The organism is Nocardia sp. JMUB6875 (assembly GCF_041154655.1).
Classification (GTDB): Bacteria; Actinomycetota; Actinomycetes; order Mycobacteriales; family Mycobacteriaceae; genus Nocardia.
Genome location: NZ_BAAFGR010000344.1, coordinates 1 through 3005 on the forward strand (window position 1 = coordinate 1; position 3005 = coordinate 3005).

Genomic DNA, 3005 nt, shown 5'->3' on the forward strand with positions numbered 1-3005 from the left:
GATTCCCGCTCTCGGCCCCCTGCTGGCCAACCTCCCCTGCGAACTGATCTGGGCCACCACCTGGGCAGACGAGGCCAACCACACCCTCTGCCCAGCCCTCGGACTACCCGCCCTCGAAGTAATGGACTGGCCCGACACGGCCCCCGACCCGATCGACACCTGGTTCGGTCTCCACTGGAAGACAAGAGGATTGGTCACCCGAGCCGCGGCCCGCCCCTTCATCTGGATCGACGACGAACTCACCGACCACGACCGCGAGTGGGTATCGCAAAACCACAACGCCCCAGCCCTGCTGTACCCGGTGAATCCGCGAATAGGTCTGCGCCCCAGCGACTTCACCGAGATCACCGAGTGGCTGGAGGCAGTCGGGAAATAAATGGGTGGGCGGGGCTGTGGGTGGGGTGCTAGCGTCGCTGGCGACCGTGACTCGAGGCGAGGAGGTGAGACCCATGTATGTAGGACAGGTGTGGGGGCTCCCACTCGTGGTCACGGATTGGCGAACCATGTAGACGTCGCCGGGAGCGCCTGCCTTGGAAGGCATTCGCGAAAGGTGACGAGCAATGAATACTTCAGATATCACCCGGGTCGCTTTGACCCGATGGGAAGCCGTGGATGACGACCGGATGGTCGGGCACGGGGACGTGATTACACGGCCGGATGGGCGGCTCTTCGTCAGTGTCGATGCATGGCACGACGCTGTTTTCGATCAGTTGGCGGGTGCGATGGCCGAGACGCTGCGCAGGCCGTTGCATACCGTGGTCGATGAGAACGACACCGAACTGCTGTCTTGTTGGGAGCGGGCCGGTTTCGCGGTGCGGCGGCGGGAGTGGGAGTACCTCGTGCCCACGGATCCGGCGGATACCGGGCTGGAGGCCGTGCGGCCGCCGGACGGGGTGACGATCGTGCCTGCGGGGCGGGCGGCGGAAGGGCTACTGCGCGAGGTGGATCGGGTGATTCGCGACGAGGTGGCGGCGACGGTCGGCTGGCAGGAGATGCCGGTTGAGAACCTGGGGGTGCCGGGTGTCGACACCGTGGTGGATCCGTCGAAGTATGTGGCCGCAGCACAAGGTGATCGGTATGTGGGTCTGCTCCGCGTGGTGGAGGTGACCAGGCTGCCGCGGCTCGGCTTGATTGGCGTGCGGTCGGATCGGCACCGCTGTGGGATCGCCCGCGCCATGCTGGCCAGCGCCCTGTCCAGCCTGCATGCACGCGGAATCGAAACTGCCTCAACGGAAGTGAAGGAGTCCAACACGGCGGCCACGGCCCTCTTCGAGGGCATCGGGGCTCGCCGCGTGAACAGCACTCTCGGGTTGGTGCTGCGATGAATATGAAGAGCAAAGGGATAGAAATCGAAGGCACCGTTATCGACTGCCTCCGCAACGCCACCTTCACCGTGGAGCTGGCGAACGGCCACCAGGTCCTTGCCCACATCAGCGGCAAGATCAGGAAGAACTACATCAAGATCGTGCCGCAGGACCGGGTCCTGGTGGAACTGAGCCCGTACGACCTCACCCGGGGTCGAATCCTGTTCCGGTACAGGAACTGACGGCGTTCGCGGTAGGCGACCGGGTGTCGGTTGCCTACCGCGGGCGGTAGGTGTCGAGGGCGTTGGTGCGGTAGAAGAAGTCGGCTTCCTGGTCGGTGGCGTCGGTGGTGACGATCTGATCGATGGTCGAGACCAGCTCCGGGTAGGTCCCGGCCATCGAGTCGACCGGCATGTTGGAGGCGAACATCAGGCGGCGCCAACCCCACAGGGAGACACTGGATTCCAACCAGTACTCCAGGGTTGGCCAGGTCAGGTCTCGGCAGATGAGGCCGAAACCGGAGAGTTTGCACAGCCATTGGGTTTCCTTGGCCGCGAGGGAGATGGCGTTGTGCCAGGCGGTGCGGGCGTCGGAGGAGTGGCCCTGGGGGAAGCCGAGGTGTTCGAGGACCACGCGCAGGTTGGGGTAGCCGGCGAGGAAGTCGATCCAGTCGAGGATTTCGGCGGGCTTGGCGACGAGGTCGAAGACGGCGTCGTGGTCTTGGAGCCACCCGGCGATCACATCGGCAGCCGGAGTATTGGGGGAGAGGCCCTCGAAAACCCGTACGCCACGGAAGCGTTCGGTGCGGGCCTGCTCGTCGAGATGGTCGATCAGATCGGATTTGGGCAGGCGCGGATCGACCGCGCCGACGATGGCGAACGGACGCGGGTCGGCCTCGGCAATGGCGTCCACCCAACGGGTTTCGGCCAGATACGTGTGCGGCGAGGTGGTGGCGGACACGTGCACCAGCCCCGCCACCTCGATCCCGTCGAGACCCCGGTCGAAGTCGGCCAGCAGGAAGTTGTCCGCGATCTCGGGCTTGCCGGCCTCGACGAATCTCGCCAGACCCGGGTACCAGTCGTGGGCGCTGGTGTCCCACAGGTGCATGTGGGCGTCGACGATGGGTTTGGTGGGCATGTTGGCAAACTCCTACTGCATCGTTATGCCGCCGCTGACGCTGATCAGCTGGCCGGTGACGTAGCTGGCTTCCGGGCTCGCCAGCCATGCGATGAGGGAGGCTACTTCGTCCGGTCGACCCAAGCGTTTGAGGGGGATGGCTTTTTCGAGGGCGGCGAGGCTGTCGCGGTGATCGGCCATGGTGTGGGCGACCATTCGGCCCTCGAGTGGTCCGGGACAGACCACGTTGACGGTGACACTGTGCCGGGCGACTTCCCGCGCGAGGGATTTGGCGAACCCGAACAGCCCGGATTTCGATGCGGCGTAAACGGTTTCCCCGGAGGCCCCCGCCCGCGCACCGTCGGAGGCGACGAACACCACCCGCGCGGACTCGGTATCGAGCATGCCCGGCATCAGCAGCTGGGTGAGGCGCATGGGTCCGCGCAGATTCACCTGGAACATGAGATCCCAGGCCATGGTCCCGCTGTCCAGGAACGGCTCCACCACCGCCACCCCCGCACAGTGCACGACCGTCGACACCCGCCCCGCAACCGCCCGAGCAGTCGCTTCGATGCCCTCCTCGGA

At 65.6% G+C, this 3005-nt stretch carries 5 protein-coding genes; 3 read left to right on the plus strand and 2 right to left on the minus strand.

Going from position 1 to position 3005, the window contains the following annotated elements:
* From ACAM49_RS39530 to infA, 3 genes are all read left to right on the plus strand, one after another.
* On the plus strand, positions 1–376 hold a 376-nt coding region (locus ACAM49_RS39530), incomplete at its 5' end, for a hypothetical protein (protein ID WP_369640635.1).
* A 184-nt stretch (positions 377–560) separates the two neighbouring features.
* Positions 561–1325: a GNAT family N-acetyltransferase gene (locus tag ACAM49_RS39535; protein ID WP_369640636.1), complete on the plus strand. Its 765-nt coding sequence runs from the start codon at positions 561–563 to the stop codon at positions 1323–1325.
* Complete coding sequence (gene infA, locus ACAM49_RS39540; RefSeq protein ID WP_369640637.1) at positions 1322–1546, plus strand: translation initiation factor IF-1; 225 nt, start codon at positions 1322–1324, stop codon at positions 1544–1546. The genes ACAM49_RS39535 and infA overlap by 4 nt, the downstream gene beginning before the upstream one ends.
* A 34-nt stretch (positions 1547–1580) precedes the next feature.
* Here infA and ACAM49_RS39545 read toward each other — a convergent pair whose 3' ends face one another.
* Together ACAM49_RS39545 and ACAM49_RS39550 are read right to left on the minus strand one after the other, a co-directional pair.
* The gene (locus ACAM49_RS39545) at positions 1581–2441 is read right to left on the minus strand and encodes an amidohydrolase (protein WP_369640638.1); all 861 of its coding nucleotides are present in this window, start codon (positions 2439–2441) and stop codon (positions 1581–1583) included.
* A gap of 12 nt (positions 2442–2453) precedes the next feature.
* A partial coding sequence (locus ACAM49_RS39550; RefSeq protein ID WP_369640639.1) for an SDR family NAD(P)-dependent oxidoreductase occupies positions 2454–3005 on the minus strand: 552 nt, incomplete at its 5' end.

Excerpts from the sequence above, each read along its gene's own strand:
- ACAM49_RS39535 (WP_369640636.1), top strand. The coding sequence starts at position 561 with ATGAATACTTCAGATATCACCCGGGTCGCTTTGACCCGATGGGAAGCC.
- ACAM49_RS39545 (WP_369640638.1), bottom strand. The coding sequence starts at position 2,441 with ATGCCCACCAAACCCATCGTCGACGCCCACATGCACCTGTGGGACACC.
- infA (WP_369640637.1), top strand. The coding sequence starts at position 1,322 with ATGAATATGAAGAGCAAAGGGATAGAAATCGAAGGCACCGTTATCGAC.